The 19,333-nt window shown below is 57.3% G+C and carries 12 protein-coding genes; 5 read left to right on the top strand and 7 right to left on the bottom strand.

Annotated elements, in window-relative coordinates:
• Entirely contained in the window at positions 1 to 1,719 is a 1,719-nt protein-coding gene (locus tag A9K65_RS13855) for a tetratricopeptide repeat protein (RefSeq protein WP_210192531.1), read from the top strand.
• Between the two features lie 457 nt (positions 1,720 to 2,176).
• On the opposite strand, the gene A9K65_RS13845 is transcribed toward A9K65_RS13855, so the two are convergent.
• A complete protein-coding gene (locus A9K65_RS13845; protein ID WP_064994757.1) occupies positions 2,177 to 3,940 on the bottom strand; it encodes an adenylate/guanylate cyclase domain-containing protein in 1,764 nt (587 codons plus the stop codon).
• 568 nt (positions 3,941 to 4,508) lie between these two features.
• Between A9K65_RS13845 and A9K65_RS13840 the strand changes: the two genes are divergently transcribed.
• From A9K65_RS13840 to A9K65_RS13820, 4 genes are all read left to right on the top strand, one after another.
• On the top strand, positions 4,509 to 5,081 hold the full coding sequence (locus tag A9K65_RS13840; RefSeq protein ID WP_064994756.1) for a hypothetical protein: 573 nt from the start codon (positions 4,509 to 4,511) through the stop codon (positions 5,079 to 5,081).
• A 962-nt stretch (positions 5,082 to 6,043) separates the two neighbouring features.
• A complete protein-coding gene (locus A9K65_RS13835; RefSeq protein WP_157678488.1) occupies positions 6,044 to 6,709 on the top strand; it encodes a hypothetical protein in 666 nt (221 codons plus the stop codon).
• 1,191 nt (positions 6,710 to 7,900) lie between these two features.
• Positions 7,901 to 9,163, top strand: a complete 1,263-nt coding sequence (locus A9K65_RS13825) for an endonuclease/exonuclease/phosphatase family protein (protein ID WP_084016052.1) — start codon at positions 7,901 to 7,903, stop codon at positions 9,161 to 9,163.
• 236 nt (positions 9,164 to 9,399) lie between these two features.
• Positions 9,400 to 10,077 carry a hypothetical protein gene (locus A9K65_RS13820; protein ID WP_157678485.1) on the top strand — a complete coding sequence of 226 codons (678 nt, stop codon included), beginning with the start codon at positions 9,400 to 9,402 and terminating at the stop codon, positions 10,075 to 10,077.
• Positions 10,078 to 11,100: 1,023 nt separating this feature from the next.
• Here the strand turns inward: A9K65_RS13820 and A9K65_RS13815 are convergent.
• From A9K65_RS13815 to A9K65_RS13790, 6 genes are all read right to left on the bottom strand, one after another.
• A complete protein-coding gene (locus A9K65_RS13815; protein WP_086081310.1) occupies positions 11,101 to 11,451 on the bottom strand; it encodes a hypothetical protein in 351 nt (116 codons plus the stop codon).
• A gap of 713 nt (positions 11,452 to 12,164) precedes the next feature.
• Positions 12,165 to 13,613 carry an alkaline phosphatase family protein gene (locus A9K65_RS13810; protein ID WP_064994752.1) on the bottom strand — a complete coding sequence of 483 codons (1,449 nt, stop codon included), beginning with the start codon at positions 13,611 to 13,613 and terminating at the stop codon, positions 12,165 to 12,167.
• 47 nt (positions 13,614 to 13,660) lie between these two features.
• Positions 13,661 to 14,230, bottom strand: a complete 570-nt coding sequence (locus A9K65_RS35160; protein ID WP_157678482.1) for a hypothetical protein — start codon at positions 14,228 to 14,230, stop codon at positions 13,661 to 13,663.
• A 472-nt stretch (positions 14,231 to 14,702) separates the two neighbouring features.
• On the bottom strand, positions 14,703 to 16,463 hold the full coding sequence (locus A9K65_RS13800) for a thiamine pyrophosphate-dependent enzyme (protein WP_064994750.1): 1,761 nt from the start codon (positions 16,461 to 16,463) through the stop codon (positions 14,703 to 14,705).
• A gap of 8 nt (positions 16,464 to 16,471) precedes the next feature.
• Positions 16,472 to 17,521: an FAD-dependent oxidoreductase gene (locus A9K65_RS13795; protein ID WP_084016050.1), complete on the bottom strand. Its 1,050-nt coding sequence runs from the start codon at positions 17,519 to 17,521 to the stop codon at positions 16,472 to 16,474.
• A 29-nt stretch (positions 17,522 to 17,550) separates the two neighbouring features.
• Entirely contained in the window at positions 17,551 to 18,891 is a 1,341-nt protein-coding gene (locus A9K65_RS13790; RefSeq protein WP_064994748.1) for an FAD-binding oxidoreductase, read from the bottom strand.
• Between the last annotated feature and the right edge of the window lie 442 nt (positions 18,892 to 19,333).

Here is a 19,333-nt window from a genome sequence, read left to right as displayed (position 1 = left end):
GTGGAACAGCAGACGACGCGCCGGCTTTCAGCTATTCTTGCAGCCGACGTTGTCGGTTACTCCAGCATGATGGGAATCGACGAGGCAGGTACTGTTGCGGCGCTGCGGGACGTTTGGCAGGAGACCTTCAACCCTGCTGTCGCCGCGCGTCATGGCCGCATCGTAAAGATGATGGGCGACGGAGCGCTGGTCGAATTTCCAAGTGTTGTAGGCGCTGTGGAATGCGCAGCGGCGATCCAGCGTGCGATGGGGCAGCGCAATCTCGTCGCTGGCGCCCTAATTCAGTTCCGCATGGGTATCAATCTTGGCGACATCATCGTTGAGGGCGATGACATTTTCGGTGAGGGGGTGAACATCGCAGCGCGAATCGAGGCCATCGCCAAGCCCGGTGGCGTGTCGGTATCCGCTTCTGTTCGTGAAAATGTCGGCAACAAGCTCGAGCTGGCTTTCGACGATACCGGCGAGCACAACCTTAAGAACATCGAGCAGCCGATACGGGTGTACAATGTCCTTTTGGACGCGATACCCAAGACTGCCATGGCGCGCGCTTCGGGGACGCCGACCAAGGGCAGCGTAGCTGTACTGCCCTTCGCCAACATGGGAGGAGATCCGGAGCAGGATTATTTCGCTGAAGGCATCGCGGAAGACATTCTTACTGAGCTCTCGCGCTTCCGAAGCCTGTTCGTGATTGCCCGAAATTCATCTTTCTCATTCAAAGGGAAGGGCCTTGGTACGCAGGAAATCGCAAAGGCACTGAATGTCGAATATATCGTAGCTGGTGGCGTGAGGCGCATCGGCAAACGCGTCCGCGTGGCGGCACAACTTATCCATAGCTCTACTGGTCAGGAACTCTGGGCCGAACGCTATGATCGCGAACTTGAAGATATCTTCGTCGTCCAAGACGAAGTTGTCCGGACCATCGTTGTCACGCTCGAATCGCGCCTTCAATTGGCCATTGCCAATGATGCGAGCAAGCGGAACCTCCCGAGCCTGGCGGCCTATGAATGCGTTCAATTGGCAAAAAAGTATGTTGCCCTGCATGATGCTGCACGAGCAATGCCATTTGTAGAGAGGGCTCTCCAGCTAGATGCTGAATACGCCGTTGCTTATGCTATGCGAGCCGCGACGTACTACGTGCAGTACCTCGAAAACGCGCAAGCGAATACGCTCGACGAAATGGCGGCGGCTTCTCGAACCGCCATCGCTTTGGATGAAGGTGATTCCATAGGGCATGCGCTACTCGGAATGGCCCTGATTCTCAAAGGGCAATACGAGTTGGCAGCGTCTCATCTGGAACGGGCCATCAGCCTAAATCCGGCCAATTCTGTCGCCGTCGCGTATCAGGCAGAGTTGCTCTTGCGAAACGGTGACTTCGCCATAGCGCTCAAGACGATGGATGAGTTGCTTCAGCGCGATCCAATTCCGGCTACATGGCATTGGGAAATCAGGGGCATGGCTCTGCTAATGCTGCGACGATATCAAGAAGCGATCTTGGCATTTTCTCGCCAGATCCATCCATTTTGGTACATTCATGGCGACCTAGCGATGTGCCATGCGCGACTTGGTCACCTAGGTGAGGCGAAGGCGGAGATTGAGAAGCTCATATCGGCAATGCCCGATATAACGATCAGCCGCTATGTCGAAATCGACCCATATAGAAATCAGCAGGATCGCGACTTCATCGTAGAGAGCCTTCGGCTGGCTGGGCTGCCCGAGTAGCGATGCCAGATTAGCGCTCACGACGTCGTCCAGGGGTCAAGTTTACCGATGCTCTGGCCTCGGGAAAGGTCTGCGTATGGGTGTCTCTTTTTGGCTTCTAGGGCATCCCTTGCTGATCGGCAGATTGGGCCGAAAGAGAAGTGTCCGCTCCGAGGATTTCGACCTTGTTTAACCGACGTTCCAACCCTCGAACCCGCTTCTGCTATGTGTGGGAGGCCGTCGCTTCGTCCTTACAAACAATATGATCGCGAGGACCGACTCAAACTTATCCGTGAAGCACAGGCGTTCCCGCCGACCCGCGCTCCTGACCGCCATGATAGGGACGATGCTAAAACACCTAATCACGACAGCGTTTTTCTTTATGTGGCGTTGCCCAAGCTGAGCGGCCATCATCGGTTGCCGTTACCTTTTGGAAGAAGAGCCCAACGCGACTCCAGCAGGGTGGCTCCGTCGAGAGTCATTCCGGAAAGCCAGCCTTACGAAGGCCTTCGAGGTACATGTCTCGCAAGGCCAGGTCGCGATAGGGCTGGGATTCGACCCAATGGCTAATCCTGAAATGGGGGGTTGTTGCCAGATATAGCGTGGCCTCTTCACGCGCTTCTTCTAACTGGCCGAGCAGCGCGAGGATCGACGCCAATTTAACCCTGGATTCGGTTCGATATGTTGCATCATTCCTCAGAGTCTTCACTGCTTCCTCATAATTTCCGGCCGCGGATTGGGCACCTCCGAGTAACCAGAAATACCAGCTCGGCGGGCGCGGATTCAGGCGCAATGCCTTCTCCATGCAGGCGATGGCCTCTACTCCGCGACCTTCATAGATCTTCAGATTCCCGAAGTTTGCCCAAGCATCGGCATCGTTCGGATTGAGGCGGAGCGAAATCTCGCACTCCTTAGCAGACTCATCCCATTGGCGCTCGATGAGGAGTATGAACGCAAGCACCCAATGCGTGCCAGAATTTTCGGGATCGAGTTCAACCGCCTTTCTTGCCGACGCCATAGACTGTTGACGAAGAGGGTTCATCGGATAGTTCCTAAAGACCCAGGCCTCGCACTGACTGATCGCCAACCACCGATAAGCATCCGCGTAGTTAGGATCTAGCGCGATGGCCCGCTCGAACAATGGAATGGCCCCAACGCCCGCCTCCGTGGAGTGTGCCCATTCAGCCCGCCCCCGTAGGTAGAGATCATGGGCCTTCAGGTTCGTTGGCCGATAGTGCTCCTTCAGGTTTGCCGTGGCCAACTTGCCGGCGAGCGCCTCCACAATTTTGCCGACGACTTCGTCTTGTGCCGCGAAGATATCGGCAAGGTCCCTGTCGAAGCGATCCGCCCAGATGTGCCCACCGGCGGGTGCATCGATGAGCTGGGCATTGATCCGAACGCGGTCCGCCACCCGTCGGGCGCTACCCTCCAGTACATATTTCACGCCCAGTTCGCGAGCGATCTGGCGGGTGTCTACCGATCTGCCCTTATACGCAAAGGATGAGTTCCGGGCGATGACGAAGAGCTCGGGCACTTTGGAGAGGTCGGTAATCAGATCCTCCGTCAATCCATCGACGAAATACGCCTGCTCGGCGTCAGCGCTCATATTCACAAAGGGGAGGACGACTATTGACGGCTTGTCGGGCAGCGCGAGCTGCGGCGAAGGCTTCTCCGGAATGAGGGCCTCCTCCGGTGGCGCGCGTCCGGCCTTCGCGGGAATGCCGACCTGCAGCGAATAAACCCGGACCGGATCGGCGATGTTCTTCAACTGGACCGCGCCGCGATCGTAGATTGCGATATCGAGCCTTGACTTTACCTGCCAATAGGCCTGCTCGGAAAGACAGATATTGCCAGGTTCGCAGATGCCTTCTAGGCGTGCGGCGATATTGACGCCGTCTCCCATCAGGTCGCCGTCGTTCTCTTGCACGACGTCGCCCAGGTGAATGCCTATCCGGAACTCGATGCGGCGATCATCCGGCACCCCGGCATTGCGCTCAAGCATGGCGTTCTGCACTTCGATCGCGCATCGCACTGCTTCTACCACGCTGCTGAACTCGACGAGGCTCCCGTCGCCTGTGCGCTTGACGACGCGACCACGATGAACAGCGATGGTGGGATCGATGAGATCGCTGCGCAGCGCGCGCAGCCGTGCCAAGATGCGATCTTCATCTGCGCCGGCTAGCCTGCTGTAACCGACCACATCCGAGACCAGGATCGCTGCTATTTTGCGGGTCTCACTCATGTCGTGCTCCCTCCATCCACTCTGGCACTACTGCCGAGCCAAAGGAAGATAGCTCCGAGCCATTGGTCGGATGGTCCGCGTAGGATCGACTCCAGTCGTTCGAGACAAATGTCGGGTGCACAACTGCCTGTGGCCTGTCCATTGGCGATGTCCGCTCTTGGTGAACGGACGGTACCGCAGGAATGACTGCCATTGGGCGCAAAGCTGCCATTCGGTAGAAGATGAATGCGGTCAGCGAGTGGCTGGATCAGCTTCATGAATCAATTTGGGCGAACCGCTTCGTAACCCATTGACAAATAACGATTATGTTAGTCGCTGAGGGACACCGTCTTCTCAACAAAATCAACCAGTTAGCGGGTGGTTCGCCCGGCCATATCCTTCGTATGTTCTCGTATTCGGTGGCGAACCGGGTAAGAGTTCCAAATGAGCACCCTCACCCTCTGCCGCTACGACAACGAGCGGCAGCCTCGACGCCTTTTGGGAAATCGATCTGTTCGGCAAGACGCGCTGGCTGCCTGGCTGGCGGGGGATCTCAGCGCGTAAGCCGCGCCAACAGGAGAAGGCTGACATGCTCAGGACGATCTATCACGTCAAGGACGGCGCCAAGGAGATGTATGACATCGACGCGCGCGCCGCCGTCGCGCAGTTCCCGAAGGAGTGGTCCGAGACCGCATGGCCGGAAAAGGGCTCGAAGCCCTCGAAAGCCGACCAGGAACTGCAGGCCGCGTCCGACGCGCTCGCCGACGCCGAAAAGGCACTGGCCGACGCCAAGTCGGACGACGACAAGAAGGCGGCGACCGCAGCGCGCGACAGGCCAAGGCCGATCTCGACGCGCTGCAGGCCAAGGCCAAGAGCTGACGCACGCCGCTCACCATCGCGACCGGCGCTGCTGATGGAAGCCCAGGGCCTCGGTCCCGGGCTTTTTGCTATTGTGGCGCTAGCACCCGCCTTCGTAACCACCGGGTTTATAACCCTGTGCCCATCCTCCTTCTATCAGGTCTATGTTATTGTTCGGGGTGGGAAATTCGAAGCGGAAAGGCTCTTCCCCACGGTAGCTACAATGTCCGCGCGTCAAATAGAATTGGAAGCGATCAAGTTCGACTCCTTGGGCATTCCGAAGCGAGATAGTCCAAGTAGTTGACGAGTAGTGCTTATCGTCCTCTGTCTGATTAAAATAGGTACCTGTTGCAATATAGCGCGTCGATATGTGCGGCGAAGTTTGCTCAACGATCGTAACGATAAGGTTAGAGACTCTGGTGGAAAACTTCCAAGGGCCGCCGATTCCTGGCGGTATAGCGATTGGGTCCCAGTACAAGGACTTTTCGCGAGCGGTGTCTGTTGCTGCAACTTTGGGCTCGGCAAGTGATTGAGCCCTGTCGGTTTCTGCACTGCCGGTTCGAACAGACTCCATTTCTTCCTCCTCTAGCGAGATGACTCTATCAGCACTTTCTAACGTAGCATGACTTTGTATTGCGAAATAGAGACAAAGTTTTTGGGCGAATACCTATTTGGCGAGACATGACCAGCGCTAGGTCGTGGATCTCTAATTTGCAGAGCCTGAGCGGTGTGATCCCTTAAGGGTCTCAAGGATCTGTCCGCACTGAAGGACTGGATTGGCAGTCGCCGTGCTTTGTCGGGTTTCACGAGGCGGGACGTTGCATTGACTCGAAGCGGGCTTATTGGCCCATCTGCCTATTTTTTTATGGTTCATTGTGCTCGACCTCTCCAGGCCGTACGCGAAACCGGCCAAGCCACGCAAAAAGACAAGACGCAAATCTGGCTCCGCTTAGCTACCCATCCGCGCGCTAAACGGGCTTTGAACAGATCGGAAGCGCAACGCGGTCCTGCGACACGTGAGCGAACTGTCAGGGAGGCGCGCAGGAGGCCTCGTATTGCCTACTTTTCGAATTTCCCGCCGGCAACGTAACCTCTGGACCAAATCTGAAATTCGTGCGCATTGTAGGAGTGAACGGGGGGACGTTCGTGACAATACTCAGGTTTACTTCACTCAGGTTTACTTCGCTGTCCGCGCTGACGGTTCTTTTCGGATGCGGATCCGTACCAAAACCACACTCTGACTACCTCGTTAGCGTCAGAGACATCGTGAACAACATAAGCTGTGAGCTCCAAACAGCAGCAAAAGGCGTTCCATTTATCAAGAAGAGCCCGAATGGCTGGCTTGCCGGCGTTGATATGACACTGCAGGTTATTAACGAGGCTGGTGCTACTGCCGACGCCAATCTTGGCGTGCCTCTGATGCCACAGGCATTACTTGTTACCGCGTCTAGCACTCACTCTGGTAAAGCCGATCGCCAAAGCACCTTTTCATTCAATGTTGACCTCGGGCATCCCGACAAAATTCAGTGTGACAGCGCAGCCGCTGAAGCCTTGCATGGGCAACGTTTGCGAGGGAACCTCGGCATTCAATCGTGGCTCACAAACATGGATAGTACGATCGCCAGCACAGGCATCAAGCCTGACAAGGTCGGATACGTTTTGGAATTCACAATAGTCGATAGCGGGACAGGCGGCCCGGCGATTTCTCTGGTTCCGGTCGGTGAGTCTGTGCTTGGTTCAGGCCTTTCCCTGACGGCCAGCCGCAACGATGTTCAGACTATGACAATAGCTTACACAGAGAATTCGCCGCCAACGAAACCGCCGAGCGGGGAGAAGCCTAGGAGAGCTGGCCCCACCCCCCAAGACAAAGCGAAGAACGATCTGTATTTAGATAACCTGATCAACAGAGGGAAGGTGATTCAGAAATTCTAGCCTTATCGGAGCTGCATCACGGCCCATTCCGGAAGCCGATTGGCGATCTCATCTTCCTTCGTCGATACGTTGTGTAATAAATATAAGTCGTCTGCGGAGCGCTCGTCGACGTGCAGCCTCGGAGGTCCGGATCATGAGCAATAACTCCAGAATTTTTGGCCTGACTGCAGGAGATCTAGGCGTCCAGTTGTTCGAGGTTGCACCAGGCGAGCTTGATCCGAAGCTAGCTTCCGAACGAGAGGCTCCGCGACTTGGTTGGTTTCCGCCAGCAGGGCCCGAAGTATCGGCAGAATATCGGGCGTTCTGGACCGACAGTCTCTCCTTCGGGTCGACCTATGTCACCCCTCGTTTCTCCAGCCGAAGCGCCGGGACTGCAATCGCTGTTCAGCGCCGCAAAGCGCCTTCCGTTCAATATGACAATTGGGCAGGGATAGGGGCGTCCAGCGGTGACGCGCGCTACGCGCTGCACAATTTAGGACGGGCGTACCGCCGCCTGGGAGATAGACCGCGCGCCGTGGCCTATTATCGGCAGGCGCTTGAGGTCCGCGAGTTGCGATGCGGACAGCGGCATCCTCTCTATGAACTAACGCTGGCTCATCTCGCGGGACAGACGCAGACGATATGATCGCATCATGAATTTGGTCTTCGCGCAGTTGCTAAGGCCGTCGAGATGCGATTCTTGCAAATTGATGCGCCAAGCCATCCGCCGTTGACTCGGCAAAGACGCCAGCGATCGAGGATTCATTCACGCAGCGCTAGCGACGAATTAAGGCAGAAAAGGCACGGACAGATCGTCTTCTTGGTGAGGCAGCCGCCCTCAGGCAAGCCAATAATATCCGGGGCTATGTTCAATCCGGACGCGAGGCCAATGCCGCTTCCTGCAATGCCTCTCCGATACCGACTTGGGAACCCGGGCCTTGCGGGCTCTGGCCCAGGCAGACAGAATTGACCCGGGTTTGTCGAAACGTTTTTTGAAGGACGATCCAGAAAAGGCAGTTACTGATCAGGAGCATCTCTCGACTGCTGAACATCATCGATCGGCATAGACGGCAATTGCGCACTATGTTCGCTTTCGGTCGTAGCATTCAAGGGACGTATCAGTGTCTCGTTCTACCGCGAGCTGGACAATGACAGTATTCGGGAGAATGATGCGTTTCGACAATTGTGCGCAGTGGATATCGCTGAAACCTGATGGAATGCGAGGAAATCATGCGTATTTGTGTAGCAGCTGCAATTCTTGGATCTCTCCTGCCGGCACCCGCGGCAGCACGTGACATAACCGTTGCCACTTGGAATCTGGGTTGGCACGTAGACAAGGCCACGGCGGCGACGTGGATCGCCAAATGCGATGGTCTGTTTGAAAAGGACACCACCACCGGTGTCTGGAAGCCTTCGACTGGCGGAACGGGCATCCCTGGCTGGCAGGTCAATTTTCGTGAGAAGGTCGAATGGGACTGGACTAAATTCCCGGTGTGCGATGTCTACAAGGATCGCTCCTTCGATACTGTGCCAGTGACTGTTGGCGCGTATGACAAGCGGCTGCAGCAGCTCAATGATTTCATACAGAACACCATCCCCGCCGACATCTACGCTTTTGAAGAGGTAAGTGGCGAGCAGGCCGTTCGAGAGGCCCTGCCTGACGGGGGGAACGGTTACAACGTCTGCACTTTCTCCGACTTCAAAATTCAGCGCCTTGCCGTCGCGTGGAAGGCGGAGCTTGGTGAGGCGGTTGCCTGCACGGTCGAACCGCAGCTGAGCCTTCCTGATAATCCGGAAGAAGACCAGCCCCGTCCCGGATTGTCTGTTGATCTGAAGATCGACGGAGAGCTGCTTCGTGTACTGGTCGTGCACCTGAAATCGTCCTGCGTATCACCGCTCGAGGCCAGCGGGGACCTGACGGACGGCAACGACCGCGACTGCAGGATCCTGCAGCAGCAGATCGTTCCAATTGAAAACTGGGTTGAGGACCGGTTCAGCAGTACGGATAAAGTCATTCTGCTTGGGGACTTCAACCGGAACTTCTGGCACGAAGTGCACGAAACAGGTCCGGTCCGGACGGATGGCAGCTCACCGTACACGCCTCTGCCGGCCGGTGTACTGGTAAAGGACCTGTTCGGAGAAGTGTTCGATGATGACCCGGCTGCGACAACGGTGACTCTGCTTCCTGAAGAATGTGCGGAAAACGCGACGACAATGGCGCTTTGCCACAAGGGCGAAACGGAAATTCTGAGCTCAGACGAGAGGAAGCAGCTCAGTCAATCCGCGAACCTTGGATGTCGAAACCCGCTGGGGCTCGATCATATCCTGATCAGCCGTGGCATAGCGAGCGCTCAGGCAGCCGAACATGTCGCGATAGGCGTTTTTGGTGGAACCAAGCCTGCCAGCGACGCGCATCCGGACCCCCTGCTCGCAATCTCCGACCATTGTCCCATGGTGGCGAGACTCTCACTGTGAGTGCATGAACCCTGCCGGGCCGGTAATTGGATCATTTAGGGAGACTGCGCAGCATTTTCGCATCATCGGCGCTCAGATCAGGCAACAAGGGATGGAAGCCGTATTTGTCGAAGTACGCGAACGTGCATTTTGTTTGGCCCGGCCACCCTGTTGCCAGAAGCTAGAACGTTGGCCGGTGCACAAACATTCCAGCGGTGGCAGGCAATAGTGTCAACGGTCATAATATGGAGGGTCTCGTGGTCGAAGACGGTGGTCGCAAAATCATTCCGCCCGAACCTTCCGATGGTCGAGCTTTGGGGCGAACACTCGCCGAAAGCGCGGCCGAGCTCGTTCCAGGAGGGAGCCTCCTTACCGGCTTGCTGCGGGTGACGCACCCGCCCAAGGCGGAGCAGGAGCAGGGCCGCTGGCGACGGGATGTTTCAAGTCGCACAAACGAGAATTCAGCTCAGCTAGCCAGCCTGACCAATCAGATGAAGCTCGTGATCAGCGCCTTCGTTAAAATGAAGACATATCACAAGCATGCCAGTGATGCCGGAGAACTCACGTTCTTTCGGTCGGGAATGCTGGCAACACTGGCAAAAATTGCTTCCGGCCAAGGAACCCCAGAAGATCAGCAGCGGCTTCGGGATCAGCTTGCCGAGACCAGGGCGGAAGTCGACGACATTATCAACGGCCTGAACATTGCCCTGCAGAGCCTTGAATGTGACGATGTGTTCGCAATGCACCTTCACGCGGTCATCTATGGCCGTGTCGGGAAGCTGACCGTTCGTCAGAGCATTCAGGAAATTATCGACGGGGACTTGGCGAACCCGGCGCTGCCCGGGATCGCCGACCAGGTCTGCAATGATATCGACGAATTCAACCGAGCGGTGATCGACCTTGGGCGTGCCGCTTCGGGAGCATGGGCGGCATAAGGTTTCCAGCCAGCCACCAGGGTCCGGATCGGCACTTCATCATATGTTCCAGTTGAACACGCATTCCAGAAGACGGCCCCCGGCATGCGAGGCTGCCCGCCGGCGCAATCCAGATCTCGATGACCAGTATGTGGCCCGCCTACCGCCCCTAACATCATGTGCGGCTTGGGTATCGGCAGGTGCTGCCAACACTGGTGACAGGCCTGATGTCGGCCGCCTGGGAAGACGGCTCTAGCCGTCAACCAGAGGCTGAGCCAGTACCCTTCAAGACTGCCCTGAGTGTGCAGCAGGCCGCCCTTCTGGCTGGATTCTGCTGAAGGTGTCGAGGGGTTGATCGTGGCACTTTTTTGAATCATCAGCAAACGGAGTGTGCATAATGGCAATAAAGTTCTATGAATTCTCCTTTACCAATGAGTCCAATCGGAGCGGGAGGCTCTCTCTGGAAGCACCAGCGGGTCAAAGTGTTCTGGATTTACCCTTTAATCCTGGATCCTTGTTGAAATTGGATCCTTTTGTTGAGGACGCCGATTCCGCTCGATTAATTTTCTCTGTCAGAAACGGAGATAATTTCTCCGAACTGACTTTCGATACACAAATCAACGCAACACACGACAGCAACCCACTTCTAAACTACCTAACCGCGCTGAGGTTTCAGTTCGTCGACGATAAAGGAATAATGTCCGTAGATACCGAATGCGAACCTAAGTAGCGCCGCGCGCCCATGCTAGCGCTGCACAGAGAGCCGGACCCACAGGATCGGGCCGTTGGTGCTTCTGGCCGTCAAAGTTTTGGGGCACGATTGATCCTGCAGACACGTTCGGCTTCAGCCTGCCTCGGCAGGTCTTTTTCGGACATCATGCAAATGAGAAACTAAAGATCGTCAAGGGTGACCATATAGCCGGGGCTGAGGTTGCTCCTCCAGCTACGAAGTCGCTATCGCGTGCCACAGATTAGGGCAACGTACGTCAAGGGAATAATTCCCAAAGATTTAAAGCCGATCGGCGGTCGTGATAGGTTAGAAGCCTATTTCGGGCAGAACACTGCAAGTTTGCCAAAAATCGACCTGGTCTCTAGGTTCGCTGGTTCCCCCTTACACACCGGGGCAACAAAAAAACCGGTGCACCTGTGCTGCTTTAGCTCTTTTCTGGTAGCTACAGCAGTTGCCTTAACGTAACATTTGTACTTGTTCTTGCAAGTCTTTTCGACATATCTGTAGAAATTTCCGATGTTACTGTCAGACGATTCGCAATATATCCCCGCATCTCCAAAATCTTTCATACGCTCCTTTGCATTCACCTCTCCTCCGGATAGAAAAACAAACGCTACGGCTATGACGACGTTTGCGACGCCTTTACAATATTCTTTCGTCAGCATGGATTCTCTCCGCAAATAGCTTCATAAGCATTTCATCTATACTTATTTAACTACCTCCCGCCAGTCCCATTCGCGCAAGAGACCCACTGCCGACGAGGCGCTGCGCCCGCTCTGGCATAAAAAAGGCCTCTATCTAATTTGATCGCCATTTGTGTCTTGACACACCGTGGCTCCAGACAAGGCGCATTGCCGTGGTGCAATGGCACCATCCTTGCAAGATACGACGGCCGCTGCCTGAGCTCTTTTTTTGGTAGGTCCGATGGCATAACCGAAGTCACCATTACGCCCCTGTGCGGCGGCCAGACATGTCGCCTTTCGATAACCCGACGGGGCCTTAATTACGATGGCGTACAGTTCGCATCCCTGCTGCCCGCCGGCCTTCCTGCAAGCTGCTATTGCAGCAGCGCTGGCGTCTGCAGCCGACTTTGCATATGCAACGCCAACGTGCGGAGACTCCTCCAATGAATTTGCTACTGCCATCGCAGCATTCGCTGGGACTGGCTGTATCAACCCGAAAGCGAATGGAATTGACATAATAAACGCGGTCGCGAGTTTCATCGAGAACCTCCACGTGTGAGTAGTTGTCCTGGTCGAAATTTTTGCAAATGACCAACTGTGAAGCTAAATCGAGTGTGAGGCCAGATGGAGCCAATATCAAGACCCGGTGAGTAATATGGCAGGCGCAGGCCCCGCATGAGGTGGACAAGTATGCGTCAAGGCGGATTTCGAGTCTCTTGAAATTCGATCTCGCGTGACCTTACGGCGGCAATATACTGGAGCAACACTCGATGCGCCTCGCCGTCATCAACCAAAGCGCTTGAGTGGGGAGAATCCTGTCGGGTGAGTACGGCCTGGACCGGGAGTAGCCTGGCCTCGAATTCGGATGTAATCAGCGGAGCCTTGTGGATCCGCTCAGCGATGTACCAATCCAGATCCACCGCTATCTGAGCAGTTCCCAGAACATTGCCGCTCGGCGATCCTTCGGCTGAAATCTCTTCCAGACTGGGAGGGCGTGCGTCAAACTGCGGTGCCATCACCTCGGGCAATTCTACAGAAAGGGCTCTTGGCTTCTCCAGCAACACCTGGTTCCAGTCCGGCGACGCCAGATCACGTAAAGTAAGTTCTGCTCCCAGACTGAATGTCGATCTTAGGGCCCGAACGACTGACGAATGATCGAATGCGGTGTTTGGACCAAAGACACGAGATCCGAGTCCAGCCGGGAGCCAGGGCGAAATCAGCAACGTCGGGACACGCACGCCGAAACGGTCGAACCTGCAATTGCGAGGCTTCTTCGCTCTCAAATGATTTAGCGGCGAGTCACCGGGCGGCGTCGCCGGGGGCGGGACTACATGGTCAAAGAACCCGCCATGTTCGTCCCAAGTGACAACCAGAACACTACTTTTTCCGGCATTTTGCTTGAAAATCGCGTTGTAAATGTATGCAATAAATGTTTCGCCCGTGCTTATTTTTCCTAGCGGGTGATGAGAGTTTCCATAACGGTAACTTCTAAAAAGGTCATAGTCTGGTTCGATGAATGTGTAAGCGACTGTGTCACCCCGCGCCATATCGGAAGCAAAATCAGACGCGGGACGAAAGAACGTGGCATCGCTTTTCTTGGCAACCATACCTTTGAGTGAAAGTACCTGTGGGAAGCTGTCCCCATGATAAATTCTCCAAGGTACTCCTCGCCCAGACAGCCGATCAAAGACATGACCATACTGAAATCGCAGGCAAAAACCAGGATTGGTGACAGCCTTTATAACATCGAACGTGCCCATGCTGTTGTCCAGCCCCCCGGAGGAAGCCGCGTGAACAAAAAAACGATTGGGCCAAGTAGGGCCGGGCATGGAAGAGAACCAGTTGTCCATCAACAGACTGTCATTCGCAAGCTTGACCAGGACCGGAATGTCAGCTTGGCTAAATCCTTTCAGCACGTCCGGTCCGCCACTTTTGCCAAATCCATCCATGGCGCCGCTGTCGATCTGTACGGCGACATCATCGAATTCGTGCGGAGGATCACTTGTCAGCTGATCAGGCGCTCCTGGTTTGAAGCCAAACTTTGCTGGAGGCTTCGGTACTCCGGGCAGTCCAGAGAGTCCAAATAGATGGTCGAAAGATCGATTCTCGAGCATCAACACAAAGACATGGTTGATTTTCGCCATGAGCTTATTCCTCCGGAAAATGTTCGATCAAGCGCTTGCCGGCCCAGTCAGATTCGGCCGGGGAAATCATCCGCAAGCCTATTTCGAAACAGCTCTGCAAATTTTTTGAAGGTCGCCTCCGTGGGGTGCAGTTCATTTGCCCACTCCGATGCCTTCTTTATCGTTCCCTGTGTATCGATCAGGTGAAACCTGTTCCTGGCCTCGCGGGCCAGTTCCTTCAGAAGATCCTTGAGAAGAGTCAGCGCTTTGACGACAGCTTTCTTGTTTGCGGCGAAATTCGTCTGTCCGCTGAAGTAAAGCGAGGGCTGCAGCCAGGGTCCGACACCCGGAAGCGGCGGGTGCCTGCCGTCCGGAATGGCGAAATCATAACAATGGCCATAGATCGGAACATTGGGCGCATATTTGTCGCGGAAGTCGAAAAGCTCCTGATAGGAAGCCTCGATGCCGCCCATCGCGAGCTTGAGCCGCGCCTCGTTCAGGGGCTTTCCCATCGACGCGTCATTGACGAAGATCACGAACTGATCGCCGGCAATGTCGTTACCGCCGCCCGAGAAGAGCATTGCATCCGGCTTGCCCTGCGCTCCCCAGTTCGCCCCGTTCTTGAGCAGATTGATCATCCGTTGCTGCTTTGGCAGAACGAGTTCGTCGACCGATGTCTCCCCGTGATGCGCAACCGAGTGGATGATCGGTCGCGGATTTCCCATGCGGCGCAGCTGGACGATTATGTCGGTTGCCACGCAGACCGCGGTGTTGTTTGTCAGCGGATAGTCGAACCAGGAGTCGCCATCGGCGAGAAGCCGCAGCGGCGACGGTGGCCCGGCCTTGCCCGAGGTGATCGCCCTTGCCCTCTTGGTTTCGAACGCCGCGATCTTTGCCCGGTTGCGTTTGGCCTCGGCCTCCGTTTCTTCGTCTATCGCTTCTCTGAGCCGTTGCTGAAGCTCCAGAACTCGAAGCGCAAGCGCATTGCTCCGTTTCATATGGTCCCCCCTTTGCCTATTCGTCCTGTCCGATGCTCGTCATCCCACTTTGCCTTTCAGCCGACCCTGCCGACGAGGTGCCGCGATGATTGCATTGCCATGCGGCCTCCTCTCACAGCTCCGGCGGAAGCGAGCGCGACTGCACGATCGCGTGAATCAACGACGGACCGCCAGCATACGCCTTTGCCCTTGCCAGGGCGGCTCGCAGTGACGCCACCGAATCGACTTTTGCGGTCATCCCGACCCCCATTGCTGAGGCGAGATCGCCGTAGGCCCAGCGTGAAAGCTCGGCGTAGGGCAGCGGCGGCTTGGTCGCTCCGGATCGATAGTAGCTCTTGTCGAGAAGCCATTGCTCATATCCGTAGAGACCGTTGTCGACCACGATGACGATGGCGTTCATGTTCATCCTTGCCATGGTCGACAGTGCCTGCGCCGTCATCTGGAAACCGCCGTCGCCGCAGATGACCAGTGGTCGTTTTTCCTTGGGGATGGCAGCGCCGACGGCAGCGCCCACCGAATGCCCGATCGACGCCCAGAGTGCGCTGCTGATGAAGCAGTTCTGGCTCGGCATGCGTAGGGCGGCAGAGGCGGCAGAATAGATTCCGAGGAACGTGTCCGGAATTATGGTGAACGATGGGTCGAGGAACGCCACTTCATTGATGGTGTCGAAGAGTTCCTTGTAGGTCAGCCCCACAGGAACCGGCGTCGGCACAGTTTTCGGCGTCGGGGAAACCGCCAGTTGCACGATCGCGGTTCCGCGGTCGCCGTCCCACGCACTCTCGCCATCTTCCTCGACACGGACGCTGTCGTCCTGTTCGTCTCGCGCTTGGCCGTCGTCAGCCTGAGAGGAAGGCCTCTGAAAAGCCTGCTGGTCGAGCGCGCGGACATATTGCGGGAAACCAGCCGGCTGCTCTGGCATCTTGGGGAAGACGACTTTCCCATCCCAGGTTCTGATGGTCTGGTCGAACTTGCTCAGCATGATGCGCGCGTGGCCGGACCCGAACACGGCGCCCAGCGCAACCACCAGGTCGGCGTCCTCGATCGCTTTCGTGACGGATGGGGGCGCTTTGTCCCCGTTGAACACGCCGAGAAAACGCGGGAGTTGCTCCGAAAGGGTCGAACGCGCGAGCAGCGTCGTGGTCCATGGCAGCTGGAGCTTGTTTATGATCGAACTCACCTGCGCAGCCAGCCCGTAACGTTGCACTTCGACGCCGACGATCAGCACCGGATTGCGTGCGGCCTTGATGCGGGCGACCGTACTCTGCGCCGCTTGGGCCGCCGTGCCGGGGGGAATGAAAGGGGCGAGCGTTCCGACCGGTTTCGGGCAATTGGGATCCCCGAGTAGGTCCTGCGGCATTTCAAGATAGACCGGGTGTTGCCGGCTCAAGGCGGTGACGATTGCCTGGTCGACCTTGGCCGGTACGTTCGCCAGTTCGGTCACTCTTTCGCAGAATGCCGTGAAAGGGGCAAACGCCTCGAGGTCGCTGTGCGGCCGGCCCATGGAATGGGAAAACAGGATGCCCTTTTCGGTCTGGGTCTTTATGTTGCCGTTCGAAGGACCGCCATTGATCACGACGACCGGGCTACGCTCGATATAGGCGCCGGCCATAGCGTTGATCAGGCTCAGCGTGCCGACGCCATAGGCGACGGATACGATCGACAGCCCGCGCACGCGCGCATAGGCGTCGGCGGCATATCCCGCCTCGAGATCGCTGCTGGTGACGACTGTACGGAAATCAGGCCGGCCGGGCATTCTAGGTGCTTGCTCCGCCGCCTGGAACAACGGCGCGCAATAGACCGCGGGCACACCGAACAGGGCTTCGACCTTGTGCTGGCGCAGCCGCTCGATGATGTAGTCCGAACTGGTTGCCATACCCGTCCCTATTTGTCTCTGAGCATCCAGGCTTTGTGCACAAGCGGCCGCACCTGGCGGCCGCTGAACAGGTCATCCGCCGTCTTGAGGATTTCGAGGCAGCGCTTGGGAACGGGCGTTGGATCGGAGCTGTTCTCCTGCGAGCCGCCCACCACCACGTGATCGGCACGCGGAAACACATAGGTGGTGCCCGTGCTGTAGAGATAATCCAGTCCCGGCTGCGGCTTGAGCAGGACAAGCTGGCCCTTGACGGCCTTCAGCTTTGAATCCTTGAACAGCTTTTTCGAGCCGAGCCCAGTGCAGTTGATCACGATCGGCTCGGCAAGCCCCCAAACCTGCTGCTGTGATTTGAATGTCTTCTGGATGAAGGGAACATGCTGCTGCTGGAGTTCGTAGCGCAGTCTGCCCAGGAAGATCGGGGGCTCTACCAGCAGCGTCTCATAGGCCAGCCCGGGCTTGCTGAGATGCTCGAAAGGCAGGTCGAGTCCCTTTGGTGGGGGAATGACCCCTGCCTTCACGGCCTTTTCGAGCCCCGGCGCCGGCTCGAGGCAATAGTTCAGCCGTTCCGAAACGCCATACACGCTGCCGAGTCTCGTCTTGTGCATGTCGAACGCCCTTTTCAACAGGGCAAAGAACTGCGCCTCCTTGCTCGATTCATGCATGACGATGGAGGGTGCCCACTGCCCGCCTGCCACGTCGGAGGTCGTGCGTGAAAACTTCTCCGCATAGATTTTCACCTGGAACCCTGCTTCGTGGAGCAGTGTCGCCGCTGTGAGTCCCATCACCCCTGCACCGAGCACGGCCACTGGAGATGCCGGCCCTGGCGCGTGGGCCTGCAGCACGATCGTGCGCACCGCGTCGGCGCACCCCCAGCTCATGCTGATGCCGGCGCCGCCGTGCCCGTAATTATGGACCAGCAGCTTGCCGTTCATCTGCACCGGCTCGAGCCGATAGGTGTCCTGCCGCCACGGGCGCAGGCCTGCGTCGTATAAGCATCCGTCGTGCAGGTCACAGGTGAAATCTGGGCTCGGCTTGAATGCCGGTGCTACGCTAGTCATGCCACGCTCTCCTCCACTGCCGGACCGAATCAAGCCGGCCGCACGCTCTGGCCGTGCCGAAACAGATTGCCAGGATCGTATTTGCGCTTGATCTGTTTCAGCCGCGCCAAATTGGCTCCCCAGTAGGCATGCTGGTAGTCGGCCAGATCCGCATCGCAATAGTTGACGTAGGCGCCGCCGCTCACATGCGGCCGCATCGGCGCGAAGACCGAGGCGCTTTCGCGCAACCGCGAGCTCGTGTACCGTTTCAATTCCCATTCGGAATAATAGTGGATGCAGAAACCCGTGCCTTTGCGATGAGCAAACGCAGTGTCGCCGGCGGCAACGTCATTGATGGCTCCGCCATAGGCATTGAGGAGCGCAACCACATGGCCTGTCGGAATGCCCATGAGGCGATCAAGCAGCATGTCTATGCCTGCGTCGGAAAGCGATGCGACATAGTCGGACCGCTCCTTGCTGTATTTGCTCATGTAGGCCCAGCCGCCACTGAACCCGTCAACGGCCGCAAAGAAAGTCTTGTGCTGGATGACGACCCCGGTCGGCTCGACCGCTGTGAGCACGGCAAGCTCCCGCCGCAATTGCGCTTCCGTGCCGATGCTCTGGCCGATGCAGCGCATACCATACACGCCGGTGTCCGTCTTTCCGACCTTGAGCAGCGGGGTGATGGCGCTGTGTGTCGCCGGCGCCCAGGCCTGCCAGGCCTTGATCAGGCGTTTCGCCCGCGCCTTTGGCAAAGACCAGACGAGTTTAAAGACGTAGACGCCGTCGACCCGGCGGGTCTGGAAGGTGAAATCGGTGGCGATGCCGAACGATCCGCCTCCCCCGCCCCGGCAAGCCCAGAACAGATCCGCGTTTGCCGTCGCGCTGGCCTGGATGCGCAGCCCATTTGCGTCCACCAGGCCGACCGACAGGAGGTTGTCGCAGGCAAGGCCGTAGGCGCGCGCCAGAAATCCATATCCGCCCCCCAGCACATGCCCGGCGACGCCGACAGTGGGACACGTGCCGGCGACGAAGCCAATGTTGTCTCCCCTGTCGCGCAGCGCCTTGTAGATCGCGCCGAGCGTGACGCCGGCGCCGACCGAGACTGTCTTCTCCCGGGGATCGAAATCAATGCTGTCCAAGCCCTGCACGTCAATCACGACGTCCGGGCTGCAACAATAACCCTCATAGGAATGCCCGCCGCTCCTGGTGGCGAAGGGCACGCCGTTGCGCCTCGCCCAGTCGACTACCCCAGCGACGGCCTCCGGCGTGCTGCACAGAGCGCGAAGCGCCGGGCGGGCCTCTGTACGCCGGTTGTAGACCGGCAGCCCTTTCTCATATGCCTCGTTGTCGGTCGGCCGAAGCGCACTACAGCCAGGAATGTCCTGCATCGGCGGCAGGACACCAGGCAACACGCCGCCGGGTGCCCTGCCCGTGGGCGTGCTACGGTTTCGGGTGCGGCCACGCACGGGAAAGTAATACGGACTTTCCATTGAAGCACAATTTCCCAACGTCAGCCGGCGGCCCTAACACGTTACCGGTATCACTTGTCCCTTGCCGTTCGGAGAGATCCGCGGTTCTTCACTTCACCCCCGCATGTCGACGCAATGCCTCGACGGAGTCCGGCCGATAGCCCTTGTCCGGCGGACAGCTATCGTCCGCACACAGGCTCATACGCCTCGATCGTAGCCAAGTCTTATCGAAAGCCGCAGACCAATCCGCCGCCGACGCAAAATTTCAGGTTTACTGAGCGGCACAAAATAGTGCCCAGTATTCATATCGCGGGCACATTACCTGCGCACTTCGAGGACCTGCGCACTTCGAAGATTCGCG

Origin of the sequence: Mesorhizobium sp. WSM1497 (assembly GCF_001672455.2) — a bacterium.
GTDB lineage: Bacteria > Pseudomonadota > Alphaproteobacteria > Rhizobiales > Rhizobiaceae > Mesorhizobium > Mesorhizobium ciceri.
This window is presented reverse-complemented; position numbering and strand designations above follow the sequence as displayed.